Source organism: Anaerocolumna chitinilytica (assembly GCF_014218355.1).
GTDB lineage: Bacteria > Bacillota > Clostridia > Lachnospirales > Lachnospiraceae > Anaerocolumna > Anaerocolumna chitinilytica.
On sequence record NZ_AP023368.1, the window covers coordinates 1666316 to 1682475 of the forward strand.

A 16160-nucleotide genomic window follows, 5' to 3' on the forward strand; every position below is an offset into this window, starting at 1 on the left:
GAAAGAAGGTAAATACATATGGCAACAATATTATTTCAGGGAGATTCAATAACCGATGCTAATCGGGATCGTGAGGGAAAGGATAAGAACCGAATCCTTGGTGATGGTTATGTTCAGTTTATCGGAGCGAGTCTATTATGTGATTATCCGGGGATTAATATAAGGAATACTGCTATTTCCGGTAACAGGATTTCAGATTTATACGGCAGATGGATTGAGGATACCTTAAACATTGAATTTGATGTTTTAAGCATTTTATGCGGTATCAATGACATTGGCTATGCTTTAAGATTGAATATGGGAGCGGATGCTGAGAAATTTGAATTTGTGTATGACAGAATGTTACATGAGGTCAAAATGGCAAGGCCTCAGGCGAAAATCGTACTTTGCGAGCCCTTTTTATTTAAAATGGATATTAATGAAGCAAAGAATTCTGCGGATATCATTGAAAACTGGGATGTTTGGAATGGCCATATGCTGGAGAGAAGAGCCATAGTGAAGTCCCTGGCAGAAAAGTACCAGGCAATCTTTGTTCCCTTTGGAAAAGTATTTGAGCAGGCACTTGAAATTGCACCAGCAAATTATTGGTCAACGGACGGAATTCATCTAACCATGGCCGGAAATCAATTAATCGCAAGAGAATGGCTGCGCTGCGTTAAAGGAGATCCGAATGTATCATTTTCATAAGGATAGAAAAGAAGTTACAATTGATCATTATAACACCCCCACCCCCTGGATGAATTATCTGTCCAACGGAACCTTTCATACCATGATATCACAGGCAGGAGGCGGCGTAGCATTCTATCGTTCACCTCAGATCTGGAGAATCAACCATTACCGTTTTTTTCATCTGCCTACGGATAGAAGTGGCTTCTACACTTATATTAAGGATAATCAAGATATCTGGTGTCCCACCAGTGAGCCCTGTAAGCTGAAGCCGGATCAATGGAAGGCTGCCCATGGCATGGGTTATACACGTTATGAAGCAAGTAAGAATGGGCTTGAGGTGACAGCGACTTATATGGTGGGTAAGTACGAAAACGCCCTCCTTTGGGACCTAAAGCTCAAATCCGATGAGGATAAGCAAATAACGGTTTTTCCCTATGTAGAACTTGGTATGATGGAGTTTATGAGAGAACTTCAGTGGCAATGCTATAACAAACATCAGCTTTCTGCCTATAATCTGGAGGATATCCTTATTTATCGTTATGGAGTAGAAGATCAGCCTAAACCGAAAGAAACACCCCTTGTATATTTTGCCTGTGATACGGAGATAAGCGGCTTTGACTGTGACCGTGATGAATTCATCGGAAGCTACCGGAGTGAAGAAAACCCTATAAGGGTTGAGGAAAATGCCTGCTCTAACTCTACTTTATATGGAGGCGACCCTTGCTTTGCGTTTCAGCTAACTGTTGACTTAAAGGCCGGAGAGGAGAAAGAAATTCATATATTCCTTGGAACAGCCATGACAGAAGAGGAAATCCTTGCTTCCGTAAAAAACTGCAGGCAGAAGAACTTTATATCCAAATCAATGGAAGCGCTAAAGCAGGATTGGGATGAGTTTTTAGAGAAGTTTCAATGTGAGCTGCCGGATAAGGAAGCAGAAACAATGATTAATATCTGGAATCCCTATCAGATGGAGCGGAATTTTCAGTTCTCCCGCAATATCAGCTACTATGCTACCGGAACCTTTCGCGGCGTCGGTGTCAGAGATACGGCGCAGGATATTCTAGCCATGATACCCTTTGATACAAAGAGGGCAAAAGATAAATTAAATTTATTATTTACCCAGCAATACCAGGACGGACACTGTAACCATTACTTTTTCCCCACAGAAGGGTGGGAGCCGGTAAAGCGTATCCATTCGGATAATCACCTATGGCTGGTAATGGATGTTTACCATATTGTCATGGAAGAGGGTAAGCTTGATTATCTGTTTACAGAGTTGCCCTATTATGACGGTGGTGAAAATGGCACTGTATGGGGACATATCAAAAGATCCATTGCTTTTACAAAGAAACACCTTGGTGAAAAAGGGTTTCCTTTAATGCTTTCCTCAGACTGGAATGATATGCTATACAAGGTATGCCGTGAAGGAAAAGGTGAGAGTATCTGGACCTCCATGCAGTTTGGTACTGTACTAAATATGATGTCTCAGATAGCAGAACTTATGGGGGAAGAGGCATCAGAATACAACAGGACCTACGAAGAGCAAAAGCAACTGATAAATACTGTGGCTTGGGATGGTCAATGGTTCAGGAGATGTATCACGGATGAGGGAACCTTTATCGGATCTGAGGCCGAAGAACAGGCAAAAATCTGGCTGAATACCCAGAGCTGGGCAGTTATCAGCGGTATGGGAGATCCCGCCAAACAAGTTCAGGCAATGGATAGTGTGAGAAAGTATCTTAATACGGAATTTGGCATTAAGAAAATACACCCTGCCATGAAGGATTATCCTTCCAAGGAAGACCCCCTTACCTATTATAACAAAGGCTGCGGGGAGAACGGCAGCGTCTTCTGTCATGCCAATACCTGGGCTATTATTGCCGAATGTATGTTAGGCAGAAGTGACTTGGCCTATGAGTATTACCATCAGTTATTGCCGATGGTGGTTCAATCCAGAGCAGGAGAATACCGGTACAAGGCCGAGCCCTATGTATATGCCTCCAACATATTCGGACCGGAGAGTGATAAATTCGGTCTGGCGAATGTTTCCTGGCTTACCGGTACGGCAGCTTGGATGTATCTGGCAGCTACCCAGTATTTATTAGGAGTCAAACCAAGGTGGGAAGGTCTTGAGATAGCTCCTTGTATACCAAAAGACTGGGAGAATATCCGGATAGAGAGAGTCTTTAGGGGCTGTAAATATCACATCACCATAAAAAACAGAGACAAAAAAGTGTTTATAGAGCATATAGAAGGTAGAAAAGAATTCTCAGTAGAAGTATAATGTCCAGTGTGCTATAGTATTATAATGAATTTTAAGACTTAGAGCAGCTCTTGGCGAGGAGATGAGGTATGTATCGGGTAATCGTAGTAGATGACGAACTAGTTATACGTAGTGGGATTACGAATTTCATCAATTCTGAAATAGAAGATTTTGAAGTTATACACAACTTTTGTGACGGCGCAGAAGCGGTGGATTTTTTAAAAACCAATGATGTTGATTTAGTGGTATCGGATATTAAGATGCCTCACATATCCGGTATCGAGCTTGCAAAATATATTTTTGAAAATAAACCTAGCGTAAAAGTGATTTTATTAAGTGGTTACAGAGAATTTGAATATGCCAGATCAGCCATACAATATGGAGTGAAATATTATATCCTAAAACCTACGGATTTTGCGGAATTTAAGGATGTACTGGTGAAAATGAAAACGGAACTGGAACAGATGAAATCCAGAAAAGACCAGGTGCTTTTTATGGATAAGATCAAGCTGCTTTATTCTAATATTTTATCCAATAAAAAAATAGAAGCGCAGAATATACTTTTGTCAGTTTTTGAGGATGTCAAGGACAATCCGGTTTCAAAAATAAATCAATATTTTTATGACTTATACGAAATTATTTTTGACAAGTTCAATCTGTATCTGAAAATCCAGCTGAATGCGGACAAATTTAACTTAAACCAGCTGCTAGCCTTGGAAGATGTGAATGAGATAAAATTATGTGCCCTCGAGATTCTCGAGAAAATATTCCACCTGTTGTTAGTGGAAGAAGAAGCACCCAATGTATTTTTGCTGCAGGATATTAAGGATTATGTGCAGGAGCATTTACAAGAGGATATCTCTTTGCAGGATGTCGCTGATAAAATGTTTTTTAGTACAGTATATTTCAGCCGATTTTTTAAAAAGCAGACAGGTGAGACCTTTAGTAATTATCTGTTAAGAGTTCGTATGGAGCAGGCGGTCAGATTACTTGAAAAAAACAAGAAGGTTACAGAAATCAGTGAAGCCTGCGGGTATCATGATCCAAGTTATTTTACACGAATCTTTAAAGAATACTACAACTATACACCAAAGGATTACGCACGCCGATTCATAAGCAACAGGTAGGACAAGAGTATATTTATAAACCAGGTTTGTGCTTGCCAGGGGGCACAGACCTGGTTTATAAAGGAAGGAATGGCATAAGTGTGAAGAAGAAAAACAGCACATGGTCATATATTAAAAACTTCAAATTCAACAGCATGTTCATTCGAACTTTTTTATTGGTTTTTATTATGTTTTCCATTCCTTTTTTTATACTTAGCGATTTGTACTACCGGAATATGGAACATGTGGCAAAAGAAGAAATTATTATGGAGAACAATTCTTTGCTTTATGGTGTAAGAGATATTTCAGACAGTATACTAAGCGATTGCGATATGCTGTGTACTTATATCTCCTATAACGATAATGTTCAGATGTTTATGGTAAATGACTGGTTTTCCAATATAAACAGCAAATCTATGAGAGAGTTTACCCAGTTGGTGAGAGCTCTTCCTTTGATTTATAAGTATATAGATTCCATTTATGTCTATTCCGAATACAACAAGTCCGTTTATATCGGAGAAAGAAAAAGTCCGATTAAGGAGCTAAAGGACATCTCCTGGATGGAGGAATATAACAACCTTGAGGATGTTTCCGGCAGTACAATACCCAGGCTTAAAAATGGTAATTACCCAAAGCTTATAACCATTATCAAGCCTATTATTATTGATAAAGTTAAAAGAGGAGCGGTTGTATTAAATATCAACAGTGAGAAGCTGCATAATATCATTACTACAGAAAAATATCAGAATCAAAGTGATATTTTCTTAATCAATAATACAGGCAATATAATTATGTCCAGCAAGGAAGATTTGTTTGGAGCCGCCTCAAAAGATACCCCTTATTTGAAGAATATACTAAAAAGCGACAGCACCGGTTCTGTTATCAAAAATATTGATGGTATGAACTCCGTCGTATCCGTTATTCCTTCCACGAAGTTTGGGTTTACCTATGTCAGCCGGACCTCGATGCTTCTATACCAGAATAAACTGGACCAGTTGAAGCTGCAAATCGTAATTCTGAGTATTCTGTTAGTTATATTAAGCCTTGTATTTGCTTTTTTTACAGCGATTCGCAGCTATAAGCCGGTAGCGGAAATTATAGCAGTATTAGAGGAGCCGGAGCGATTTAGTACTCATGGTGACAGCCGGAATGCTAGATTGAATGAACTTAGATATATCATCAGCACTATTTTAAAGCAGATACAGACCAATGAAAAAATGAAAGATGAACTGGACAGCAAATTGAAAATGCTTGAGCAGTCACAATTTGCAATGCTACAATCCCAGATTAATCCCCATTTCTTATATAATACACTGGAAACAATTAACTGGATGGCCTTTGACTTAAGTAAGAGTGAGAATAAGGTATCAAAAGCAGTCAACAGTTTAGCACGGCTTTTCCGTAATAATGTTTACATGGGAGATTACATTATTTCTATTGAGCAGGAAATAGAAAACACTATAAACTACCTGGATATACTTGCCTTGCGTTACGGAGATGTCTTTGAATCCAAATGGGAGATTGATGAGAAGGTAAAGCAATATTCCATCATCAAGATATGCCTGCAGCCAATTATAGAAAACGCGGTATATCATGGAATCAAGCCTAAAGGAAAAGGCGGGTTGCTAAAGATTCAGGTCATCTCAAGTGAACAGGAAATTGTACTGACAGTAAGCGATAATGGTGTTGGGATGGATTCGGTCCTGGTATCGGAAATCAATCAGAAACTAAATGACAGGTCCAGCCTGTCAGAAGATCATATCGGCATATATAATGTGAATCAACGAATTAAAATTGTATTTGGAAAAGAATACGGAGTTTCAATTGAATCGAGGAAAAACATTGGAACTTCCGTTAAAATAAGAATCCCATTGGTAAAAATACAATGAGAATAGTATAAGGCAGGTGTATGATTATGCAAAGGCAGGGATGGGAATGCAGTGGGGATACTCTCAGTTTAAGAATGCAAATCGACGAATATGTAAAGCAGAACCTAGGCAGAAGTATTCCGCAGTCTCTTTTTTCCGGCTATCGTAAGTTCATTGAACAGGGCAGCAGAGCAGAGTCAGAGGCGGTTTATTTTGAGAGAAGAAAACAGTTGGCAGCCTTTGGTTTATATCTGCAATATCACCGGAATACAGAAGAACAGTACGAGGAAATACTGAATTATTTTCAGGAGCTCTTGTGGTCTGTAACCAATGAATTTTCCTGGTGTGTTGCAGCTCATCTGCCTCAGAATAAGGAGGGGTTCCTTGAAAGCCCGGAGTTTCAGATAGATTTATTTGCTGCGGAAACAGCTGATACCTTAGCAGAGCTGTTATCCATCCACGCAGATAAAATCCATCCGTTTTTACAAGGACATATAAGAAGGCAGATTTCAGAACGTATATTTGAACCTTTTCTTCGTAAGAATTGGTGGTGGGAGACAGTGCAAAGCAACTGGTGTGCTGTGTGCAACGGTTGTATTGGTATGGCGGCATTATTATTGGAACAGGGGGAGAGGAAAGAAAAGCTCTTAAAGAAAGTAGACGAAAGCCTGGTTCATTATCTGAATAGTTTTGGCGAGGATGGAGCTTGTGAAGAGGGGATTGGATACTGGGTCTATGGATTTGGATATTACACTTATTACATAGCTATGCGAAAAGAACTGGATACAAGCTTTCATATAGAAGAGAAGGTGTTGGTAAAGCTCAGGAAATTGGCTGAATTTCCAAGTGTTGTACAAATGAATGAGTCTTCTTTTGTACCATTTTCAGATGTTCCTGAAAAAACGCTTCTTCCTACAGGCCTGCTATCCTATCTGCAGCAGGAATACGAAGTAGAAATGCCTGCTTGTACACAGATTACATCCTTTGACTTTGATCATTGCTTTCGGTTTGCTCATATCAGCCGGGATTTGTGGTGGACAGACAGCCGGATATTTCATACAGAACTTGGGAAAGAGGCAGTCTATCTTGAAAGCCGCCAGTGGCTTCTTCAAAGGAAAGATGGATACTTTTTTGCTGTCAAAGGCGGTAATAACCAAGAACAGCACAATCATAACGACACAGGCAGCTTTCTATTTGCCATAGACGGAGAATTGCTGCTGGCTGATCTGGGAGCTGGCAAATATACGGCGGACTATTTTGGTGAGAAACGCTATGAGCATGTACATACCAGGTCAAGGTATCATAATCTGCCCCTCCTACAGGGACAGGAACAGATATCGACACCAGAAAAATGTAGAGTGGAGCAGGTTATACGAAAGGATGATTTCGCAGAAATCACCATGGAACTTGGGAAGTTATATCCTGTACCGGAACTGATAAGCTTAAGACGTACCCTAAGGTCAGAGATGGATAAGAGGGGAATTAAATTAACAGATTCCGTAAAAGCAGCAAATGCCGTTGCACTGGAAGAAAGCTTTGTAACCTATATCCGTCCTGTTCTTTTAGAAGGGGGAAAGCTTTCTATAGCAGGAGAGAAGGGCCAGCTGCTGATAGCTTATGAAAACAGTATTTTGGAGTATAACCTGGAGGAGTTTTCTGTAGAGAATCATTATGGTGTTAGAAAAGATGCCTATCGAATTGGGTTAAGAACAAGAAGTGAAAGTGAGAACATAACCCTTCTGATACAGTTATTTTACGAATTTTCTAAAAGCTAGTTGTTAGGCGTTTTCTAATAGATATTATGATAAAGAAAGACATTCTCTAATTGGATTACCATGTGTCTGCTATGAACTGTCGGAACCTGAATTATGTCGAAAGAGTGGAACCGGGTAAATAGTAGTACATATAATAATATGGCTATATTTATTATGTTGAATAAACTAATAAGAAGCCAATTATAAATAGAGGGTGACTAAATGAATCATAATACAAAATTGACCGGAATGGTAGTTTACCCAAATGACCCGGAATACCAGCAGGCCCGCATGAATTGGAATCCGTTTACTAACGCATTTCCCATCGTATTTGTTTTTGCTCAAAACGATGAAGATGTGTCAAATGCTGTTAAATGGGCTCGTGAGAATAAAGTACCCATTCGTATGCGAAGCGGCAGGCATGCGCTAGCAAAAGATTTTTCCCAAACCGATGGCGGAATTGTTATAGATACCAGTCATATGAGAAATGTCATGCTTGACAAGGAAAACAATATAGCAAAAGTTCAAGCAGGAATACGTGTAGGTCAGCTTGTAAGAATGCTTGCAAGAGAAGGTATCCTGGCACCTTTTGGTGACAGCTCAACCGTAGGTATAGGCGGTATAAGCCCCGGCGGGGGAATCACTGCGATACAGCGCACTGCTGGATTGATTTCCGATAATATTCTGGGTGTTACCTTAGTGGATGCCTATGGAAGAATTCTGCAGGTGAATGCTTGCGAAAATTCTGACCTTTTTTGGGCTATTCGCGGTGGTGGAGGAGGTAATTTCGGAATCATAACCTCTTACACGTTTAAAGTAAGAACTGCTCCCTGTAAAGTCGGAATATTTGAAGTAGTCTGGCCTTGGGAACAGTTAAATGAAGTTATTGATGCCTGGCAAAGGTGGGCATCTTTTGTAGATACCAGACTTGGTACCATCTTAGAGGCATACTCAAAAACCAATGGTTTACTGCACTCCCAAGGAATATTCCTTGGCTCAGCTGAGGAATTGGAAAGAATTATCTTACCATTAACCAATACAGGTGCACCAATTAAGGTGTTTGTGGATGAGGTTACATTATTAGAAGCAATTGACTTTTGGGCACCGAATGAGCCTCTGTTTGACTCACAAAAGAGTACTTGGTCATCAGCTTGGGTTGAGAATTATGTACCGGAAGAGGGGATTGCAGCTATGAGAGACTTTCTTGAAAAAGCTACCGGAACCGAATCCAATTTCTTCTTCCTGAACTCCGGAGGGGTAATGAATCAGATACCACCTGAAGATACAGCATTTTTCTGGCGTAACACGAGATATTATATGGAATGGGATGCCTCATGGACGGATGATTGTGAAACGCGAAAGAGCATTAGACTAGTCGAACAGACTCGTACAAGACTGCAGCCCTATATAACCGGTTCCTATGTTAATGTCCCTGATTTATGTATAAGAAATTATGGTGAGGAATATTATGGCGGTAATTTTGAAAGGCTTCGTCTAATAAAAGAACGTTACGACCCGGAAAATGTTTTTAACTTTGTTCAAAGTATTCCGCCGATTTGCATGTGTGATAAAGAAATTTAATATGTAGGAATCTTAAGCTGTAATCTCTGGGATTGCAGCTTTAATAAATTTTGAAAGATATTGAATGAAATTTCTCAATATCTTTTTTCTGTTACTTTCTATCGGTAATCAAAAGATTTTTACTATACTTATTATTTAATTGTAACTTAATATAAGTAATGATTATTATTATAATTATATACAAATATGATAAATATAAAATTAAAATTTTAGTGCATATTTTATGATAAATGGAATATTATACCATGGTTTATTGAATAAATTAATGGTAAACTAGTACTATTGATGAAATTAAGGGGGTTTTGAACAAAAGACAAAAAATGTAATTAATTACTAAATTTTTAATTTTCACTAAAATAATCAGAGGGTGGTAAAGTTATGAAATACTTAAAAATACGTCAGTAAGGTTAAATTTGAATTTATCAACTGTTAGAAGCGATTACGAAAAATTATTTTTTTTAATTATAATTGTCGAAAAATAAAATATAATGTGGTAATATGATATATTTGTGAAGTGATATTTAAAATACTAATATTAATAAGGGGATTAAGGATGAAAAGCATTCGAACAAAACTATACCTATTTACGGCAGTATTACTTTTTCTAGCAATTACCGGGGTAAGTGTATTATCTGTTATCAGTGCACGCAGTGCATTAGAAAAGACAGCAGAAAAAACAATGGAGGCAATGGTAGAGCAGGGGGCCGAGGTCGTTGAAAGTAAAATTAACTGGCAGATTTCAGTTTTAGAGACGCTGGCACAAAGCGAATTCCTAATGGACGATACTAGCAGCATGGAAGAGAAATTGACACATTTTTCAGATGCTATCGAAAAGAATGGGTATTTAAAGGTTGGATTAGCTGATCTTGAAGGCAATACAATCTTTAGTAATGGTACGAATACAAATGTAGCAGACAGAGAGTATTTTCAAAAAGCAAGTAAAGGGGAATCCAATGCTTCAGATCCTTTGATAAGTAAAACAGAGGGTATTATCGTTGAAATATATGCAGTACCTATAATGAAGGAAGGAAAAGTAACAGGTGTTTTAACTGCTGTAAAGGACGGAAGCGAAATTAGTAACATCGTAAATGCAATTACCTTTGGTAAATCCGGAAAAGCTTTCATGCTTAATAAGGATGGCGTAAAAATTGCACATTATACTCAAGAATTAGTTGATAAGCAGGATAATGATCTTGAAAATGTGAAGCAAAATCCGGAGCTTGCGTCTCTAGTTAAGTTGGAAAAGAGAATGATTGCTGGTGAATCGGGTTATGGTAAATATTATTATAATGGTGTAAATAAATTCATGGTATTCACTTCCGTGGGCAGTACAGGCTGGTCTTTAGCTGTTACAGTAAAAGATAGTGAGTTGCTCTCAGAGCTTACCTCTCTCATTACCGTCTGTATCGTAATGGCAGTCGTGTTTTTAATCATTTCAAGCATACTTATTTACTTTATTTCCGGAAGTATTACCAGGGGTATTAAAGTCGCAGTAAATTATATGCAACCAATGGCTCAGGGGGATTTTACGGTTGAGATCAGTGAAAAACATCTAAGGATAAAAGATGAAGTCGGGCAAATGTTAAACGGTATTAGTGTTATGCAAAAATCCTTAAAAGAAATGCTTGGTTTAATTATTAACAATTCAGCACAAATTGATAAAGATGCGGAGAGTCTGTCAGCCGTGTCGTTGGAAATGAGTGCTTCGACCAATGTAATGACAAATTCTATTCAAGAAGTTGCAAGAGGTACCGTCTCACAGACAGATGCCTTAGCGGATATAGCACAAGGTATCAGTGTATTCGGTTCTAATATTGATCGAATAACCTCTGATATAAAAACAGTAGATACAAATGCCAATGATATCTATCTTTCTTCAAAGGAAAGTAATACCAATATGCAAAACCTGGCAAAGTCTTTGGCTGATTTAAATACAACTTTTTCAGATTTTAAGAGCGGAATAACGAATCTTAACTTAAACATAAGCAAAATAAATGAAATTACAAATTTAATTAATTCGATATCAGAGCAGACTAACCTTTTGTCATTAAATGCTGCCATTGAAGCTGCCAGAGCAGGTGAGTCCGGCAAGGGCTTTGCAGTTGTTGCGGAAGAAATCCGTAAACTAGCTGAACAGTCAAGAACTTCAGCGGTTAGTATTTCAGATTTAATTAGTAATATTCAGACAGAAAGTAAAGTTATGATAGACACTGCCGGTTTTGTAAGCAAGGAATTTACAAATCAATCAGAGGCTATAGAGTCTACGCTTATATCTTTCCAGGCTATTATAGATGCGGTAAATGAAATCATACCTAAGATCGATACGGTTAATCAATCCGCTAATTTAATTAAATCAGAGAAAAATGACATCATGAGCAAAATTGAAGATATCTCTGCAATATCAGAAGAAACCTCAGCATCTTCAGAAGAAATTGCAGCCTCCACGGAGGAAATCGCAAAATCCACAGAGGATGTAGCTGCATCAGCAGTTAATCTTGGTGATTTAACAAAAGAAATGGGTCAGGCAGTAGCAAAATTTAAAATATAATTTTATTTGTTCTAAAAAATCCAAGGGTTCCAGAATTATTGATAAGTTCTGGAACCCTTGGATTTTTTGTACTATTGAAACTTCTCGGGAAGCAGTTTAATAATATCAAATTCGGATATCATAATAGTCCACAGCTGTTGATAGTAAACCATTAGGTTCCAAATACCCGAGCCCTTTATTCCATAATCTATGATCAAATCATCATTGGCTTTTATACTTCTGGCATCAATGGACCATACAATATGCTCGAAGGACTCCCCTGTAAAGGAGGAGTAATAGTAAAAATACGGAGTTAGTGATACCTCATCGAATAGAATCTGGGAACTGGTATCGCTTGCTAGAGCAATCGCTGAATTCAGAGTAAGTGCATGTGCTATTGTTTCTCCTTCTTTATAGGGAAGGGCCCAATCATAAGCAATTAATTGTTTTCCTATGGAGATATTTCTAGCACTGGTTATTGATGTAATGTAATCCATAAAGGCACGCAAAGCAGCTATTGAACTTACTGGTGCTGGGGGATTCTTATTAACTCCCCAATAATATTGTATAAAAATTAACCTGTAAACAATTTCGGCAATTGATTTATAATCAAGCTTTTCAAAGGTAAAGTTCCCATCTTCAACCTTAATATTGGGATTAATCGTTACGAATAATAAAAATCCTTTATCATTAAGCAAATTAAAGAATTTATTTATCAGTTTAATATATAAATTCTGATTCGTTAAATTTATGCTGGAGATAACAAGATTAACTCCGCTAAGTCCCTTTTCTGTTAACAAGTTTAAGGCAGTATTTATAAGATTAGCCTGATATTCTTCATTAAGTAATACTTCATAGACAATTTCTAAATTCGTTTCACCCTGTGGTGTCAGGGTAGATATCATTAGTAATGGCAATGTTCCATAAGCCTTTGCTAATCTAATAATTTCAGTATCGTCGCCATATGAAATGATATTACCCTTTTCTGTTACTCTATAATTAAAGATGGATAAGAAGGTCAAATATGGTAAGGACCTTTTGAGAATATCCATACTTACATAAGGATATACAAAACCATTGGTTGAGATTTCTCTTATTGTATTGTAGCTTATCACAAGGATATCCCCCGGATATATAAATTCTCTGTCATTCAATGAGGGATTATTTCTTAATAGCTGATTAATCGTAATACCAAAGCTATGGGCAATGCTGCTTATACTATCTCCTTCTTGGACTGTATATGTCTGGCGGGGATATGCGATGACAATGGTTTGACCAATCACAAGATTATCTGCATTTTCAAGTCCGTTATCAATAAGTAACTGATCTACGGTGACTTTATATTGTTCTGCTATTGAGGATATTGTATCCCCTTCTTGCACTACATATATATCCATATAGCCTCTTAAAATCTTGTTCTAAATAATATATATGCATATCCTCCTCTAAACAGTCATTGAAATAGATTCATGGGAATAAGTGGGCATTAATTAGTAATTAGTTCATAATTTTGTAGACAGAAATAGGTGTGATGCATATAATACAGGGTAATCTCTTTGCGCTGCATTACATTCTATAAAATGAATGCAAGATCAACAGTACAAACTGAGCAGGCGATAAATCCTGCATTGTAGGGTTTATGGGGCCGGGCTACGAATTTAGTAGCAGCAGATTGCCGTCTTGTGCACATCTGTGGGACAGTTGTTATGTTCCATAGGTGTGTTTTTTTATACCATGGAACAGAAGATGGACCTATAATGGAGTGCCATAAGAGAAATTCAAAAACCGTAATAGACGAAAACGGAGGATTCTTTTATGACAAAAATCATGAAAAACAGAACAGGATTAACAACCGCAGAAGTAGTTGAATTGCAATTGCAATTCGGAAAAAATGTACTGACACCTGATAAGCATGAGAACTTTATAAGAAAAGTTCTTCATATTATGTCTGAACCGATGTTCCTTTTATTGATTGCAGCAGCTGTAATTTATTTTATCCTTGGTGAACCCAGAGATGGTGCTATCATGCTGATATTCGTCATTGGAATTATTAGCATTGATATAATTCAGGAGTGGAAAACCGATAAAACTCTGAATGCGCTCAAGGATTTGTCAGCTCCTCATGTCACTGTTATAAGGGATGGGGAAGAGATGGTAATTGCTAGTGAGGATCTTGTTCCGGGCGATTTAATGATGATTTACGAAGGTGTTAAAATCCCGGCAGATGGAATTGTGATTAAGTGCAATGACCTTCAAGTAGATGAATCCTCTCTTACCGGTGAAACAGAAGGAGTCTGGAAGAATGTAAAGGATAAGACAGAGTCAACAGATGATTATTGGCGAAAGGACTATTGTTACGCCGGCACACTGGTAATACAGGGAAACGGTATAATCTGTGTGGATAAGATTGGAGCGGCAACCGAATACGGGAAAATCGGAGTAAATGTAGCAACAGCTGGCGATGAACTAACACCGCTTCAGAAGCAGACCGGAAGATTGATAAAAGTATGTGCTGTAATTGCAGTTGGATTTTTTGCCTTAGTCGGCGTTTTTACTTACTTAAACCTGACTGATCATACCCCCGGACCACGCTTGACCGAGAGCATTCTTTCCGGTATCACCCTTGCAATGGCAATGATTCCGGAAGAATTTCCTGTGATTATGACCGTTTTTCTATCTATGGGAGCATGGCGGCTTGCCAAAAAGCATTCACTTGTCCGCAAATTACCATCTGTTGAAACCTTAGGCTTAGTATCGGTATTATGTGTTGATAAAACAGGTACTATCACAATGAACCAAATGACGGTACAAAATACCTGGACACCGGAGGGGGATGAACATACCCTTCTGGAAGTAATGGGTCTCGCTTGTGAAACGGATGCTTATGACCCAATGGAAAAAGCAATACTGGCTTACTGTGATGACCATGGAATCTCAAAGGAAACCCTTTTTGACGGAGAATTGGTGAATGAATATGCATTTACCAATGAATTAAAGATGATGGGGCATGTTTGGCGCAGGAATGAAAAATATATGATAGCTGCTAAGGGTTCACCGGAAGGAATCTTATCAATATGCAGCATGACGTCTCAAGACAGAGAACTTGCATGGAATAAGGTTCTAGAAATGTCCAAAGAGGGGCTGCGTGTAATCGCAGTAGCTGCAGTTATGCTTAAGTCAGAGTCCGAGATTCCACTGTCGATTATGGAATGCAGATTGAACCTTTGCGGTTTGATAGGTCTTGCTGACCCGCCAAGAGAGGGTGTCAAAGAGGATGTAGAAATGTGCCGTAAGGCCGGCATACGAATCGTCATGATTACCGGGGATAATGGGATTACTGCCTCTACCATCGCAGAAAAAATCGGCATGGAGCATAAGGATAATATCATTACCGGTGACATGCTTAATGATATGACTGAAGAAGAGCTGAAGGAGGCGGTAAAGAAAGTGTCAATCTTTTCCCGTGTAATTCCTGAGCATAAAATGCGAATAGTGAAAGCATTTAAAGCAAATGGTGAGATTGTGGCTATGACAGGTGACGGTGTAAATGATGCACCGGCACTAAAGTATGCCGATATTGGCATCGCTATGGGGAAGCGTGGCAGTGAGGTATCTAGAGAAGCTGCTGATCTTATATTGCTGGATGATAATTTCAACACAATTGTAGAAACAATAAAGGATGGGAGAAGAATATTTGATAATATCCGTAAAGCTGTCGGATATGTTTTTACAATTCATATCCCTATAGCTTTTGCATCATTATTGGCCCCAGTGCTTCATGTAACCCCCTCTGCCCTGTTATTGCTTCCCCTGCACGTTGTTTTATTAGAACTGCTCATAGATCCCACCTGTTCCATTATATTAGAGCGTCAGCCGGCTGAAACTGACTTAATGGAACGTAAGCCACGGGACTCTGGCGAAAAACTTTTAAATGTACACATCATGCTTAAAAGTATTTTACAGGGGATTACAATATTTCTGGCATCCTTTGGAACCTATTATGTTACCCTCGCTGGCAATCCAGAGAATGCATCGGTTGCACGCTCCATGGGAATTACTATACTTATGCTTGCTAATCTGCTGATAGTTCAGGTTAATAGCTCAGAGAATGATTTTATATTCCAAACAATAAATCGTCTTATCAAAGACCGAGTCATGTGGATTGCCAATATTGGAACGCTGCTTATGCTTGTTATTATCCTCTTTACTCCTCTCTCTGGTTTATTAAAACTGGCACCTCTTTCGCCAGGACAGTTCTTTGGTTCATTCGGGATTGCAATGCTGGCAGTGTTGTGGTATGAACCAATAAAATTATTTCATAAACTTCGAAAAGGATAAGAAGGATATATGGTCTATGATAATCACATGCTTCCTGAAAGCCTCATATAATAG

At 38.5% G+C, this 16160-nt stretch carries 9 protein-coding genes and 1 riboswitch; of the genes, 8 read left to right on the forward strand and 1 reads right to left on the reverse strand.

What is annotated here, in order from left to right; all coding sequences use genetic code 11:
• The first annotated feature begins 18 nt into the window (after window positions 1-18).
• The 7 genes from bsdcttw_RS07160 to bsdcttw_RS07190 all read left to right on the forward strand — a co-directional run bounded on the left by bsdcttw_RS07160 (window position 19) and on the right by bsdcttw_RS07190 (window position 11789).
• Entirely contained in the window at window positions 19-687 is a 669-nt protein-coding gene (locus bsdcttw_RS07160) for an SGNH/GDSL hydrolase family protein (protein WP_185258694.1), read from the forward strand.
• The gene (locus bsdcttw_RS07165) at window positions 671-2953 is read left to right on the forward strand and encodes a GH36-type glycosyl hydrolase domain-containing protein (protein ID WP_185258695.1); all 2283 of its coding nucleotides are present in this window, start codon (window positions 671-673) and stop codon (window positions 2951-2953) included. Before bsdcttw_RS07160 ends, bsdcttw_RS07165 begins: the two co-directional genes overlap by 17 nt.
• Window positions 2954-3021: 68 nt before the next feature.
• On the forward strand, window positions 3022-4059 hold the full coding sequence (locus bsdcttw_RS07170; RefSeq protein WP_185258696.1) for a response regulator: 1038 nt from the start codon (window positions 3022-3024) through the stop codon (window positions 4057-4059).
• 245 nt (window positions 4060-4304) lie between these two features.
• Window positions 4305-5927 carry a sensor histidine kinase gene (locus bsdcttw_RS07175; RefSeq protein ID WP_207726508.1) on the forward strand — a complete coding sequence of 541 codons (1623 nt, stop codon included), beginning with the start codon at window positions 4305-4307 and terminating at the stop codon, window positions 5925-5927.
• Between the two features lie 26 nt (window positions 5928-5953).
• Window positions 5954-7681, forward strand: a complete 1728-nt coding sequence (locus bsdcttw_RS07180) for a heparinase II/III domain-containing protein (protein WP_207726509.1) — start codon at window positions 5954-5956, stop codon at window positions 7679-7681.
• 201 nt (window positions 7682-7882) lie between these two features.
• Window positions 7883-9241: an FAD-binding oxidoreductase gene (locus bsdcttw_RS07185; protein WP_185258699.1), complete on the forward strand. Its 1359-nt coding sequence runs from the start codon at window positions 7883-7885 to the stop codon at window positions 9239-9241.
• Between the two features lie 553 nt (window positions 9242-9794).
• Entirely contained in the window at window positions 9795-11789 is a 1995-nt protein-coding gene (locus bsdcttw_RS07190; RefSeq protein WP_185258700.1) for a methyl-accepting chemotaxis protein, read from the forward strand.
• 71 nt (window positions 11790-11860) lie between these two features.
• Here the strand turns inward: bsdcttw_RS07190 and bsdcttw_RS07195 are convergent, their stop codons facing one another.
• Complete coding sequence (locus tag bsdcttw_RS07195; protein ID WP_185258701.1) at window positions 11861-13165, reverse strand: LysM peptidoglycan-binding domain-containing protein; 1305 nt, start codon at window positions 13163-13165, stop codon at window positions 11861-11863.
• Window positions 13166-13363: 198 nt separating this feature from the next.
• A riboswitch (NiCo riboswitch) is annotated at window positions 13364-13471 on the forward strand.
• A 112-nt stretch (window positions 13472-13583) separates the two neighbouring features.
• Here bsdcttw_RS07195 and bsdcttw_RS07200 point away from each other — a divergent pair.
• On the forward strand, window positions 13584-16106 hold the full coding sequence (locus tag bsdcttw_RS07200; RefSeq protein ID WP_185258702.1) for a cation-translocating P-type ATPase: 2523 nt from the start codon (window positions 13584-13586) through the stop codon (window positions 16104-16106).
• The last annotated feature ends 54 nt before the right edge of the window (window positions 16107-16160 follow it).

Excerpts from the sequence above, each read along its gene's own strand:
- bsdcttw_RS07190 (WP_185258700.1), top strand. The coding sequence starts at position 9,795 with ATGAAAAGCATTCGAACAAAACTATACCTATTTACGGCAGTATTACTT.
- bsdcttw_RS07195 (WP_185258701.1), bottom strand. The coding sequence starts at position 13,165 with ATGGATATATATGTAGTGCAAGAAGGGGATACAATATCCTCAATAGCA.
- bsdcttw_RS07175 (WP_207726508.1), top strand. The coding sequence starts at position 4,305 with ATGGAGAACAATTCTTTGCTTTATGGTGTAAGAGATATTTCAGACAGT.
- bsdcttw_RS07180 (WP_207726509.1), top strand. The coding sequence starts at position 5,954 with ATGCAAAGGCAGGGATGGGAATGCAGTGGGGATACTCTCAGTTTAAGA.
- bsdcttw_RS07200 (WP_185258702.1), top strand. The coding sequence starts at position 13,584 with ATGACAAAAATCATGAAAAACAGAACAGGATTAACAACCGCAGAAGTA.
- bsdcttw_RS07170 (WP_185258696.1), top strand. The coding sequence starts at position 3,022 with ATGTATCGGGTAATCGTAGTAGATGACGAACTAGTTATACGTAGTGGG.
- bsdcttw_RS07165 (WP_185258695.1), top strand. The coding sequence starts at position 671 with ATGTATCATTTTCATAAGGATAGAAAAGAAGTTACAATTGATCATTAT.
- bsdcttw_RS07185 (WP_185258699.1), top strand. The coding sequence starts at position 7,883 with ATGAATCATAATACAAAATTGACCGGAATGGTAGTTTACCCAAATGAC.
- bsdcttw_RS07160 (WP_185258694.1), top strand. The coding sequence starts at position 19 with ATGGCAACAATATTATTTCAGGGAGATTCAATAACCGATGCTAATCGG.